At 63.6% G+C, this 630-nt stretch carries 1 protein-coding gene; it reads right to left on the bottom strand.

Going from position 1 to position 630, the window contains the following annotated elements:
- Positions 1-630 (bottom strand): ABC transporter permease (locus AB4089_RS22940; RefSeq protein WP_441411565.1); only part of this gene is annotated, 630 nt, incomplete at both ends.

Here is a 630-nt window from a genome sequence, read left to right as displayed (position 1 = left end):
CCGACGAGCATTGTTCCTGGTTCGAATCTCAGGTTCGAGAGGTCGAGGTCGGGGATGGCGAGTTTGTCGCGGAAAAAGGCGTAGCCGACGGCGATGGGGGTGAGGAAGACCAGGATCTGGACCAGGCCGACCATGAACAGGGCGATGACCTTGCCGATGATCAGSGTGGTCGGRTTCARGGTGGTGAGGATCATTTCGGTGACCCGGTTCTCCTTCTCCTCCAGGGTGCTGTTGAGCATCTGGTTGGAGAGCAGAATGATGGAAACGTAGAAGATCAGCAGGAACATCAGCGGCGGCACGGCGGAGCCGAAGCCCCCACTCGGCTGGCCGTCCTTGAACGTCTGGGATTCTGTCTTCACGTCGCCGCTGGCCGCGGCGGTCAGCTGCGGGGAGCCGACTTCAGCCTGGGCTGAGGCGGTGAGGAGATGCTTGGCGACGGCGTCGTATTTGCCGTTKTCGAAGACCCCCTGGTCYKYCCCGTAGACCTTCACCGGCTGCGTGGCCGGCTCGGCGGGGTAGGCGAAGTACGCATCCGTCGTGCCCGTTTTCACGTCCTGCAGGGCCTGTTGCGGGTCGGCCGCTTTCCGCCCGCCCATGGCCGTCGCGATGCCATCCGAGATCAGCCCGGAG

Source organism: Arthrobacter sp. 2MCAF15 (assembly GCF_052115605.1).
Taxonomy (GTDB): domain Bacteria; phylum Actinomycetota; class Actinomycetes; order Actinomycetales; family Micrococcaceae; genus Arthrobacter.
The sequence above is the reverse complement of the archived record's forward strand: the minus strand, read 5'-3'. Positions and strand labels throughout refer to the sequence as shown.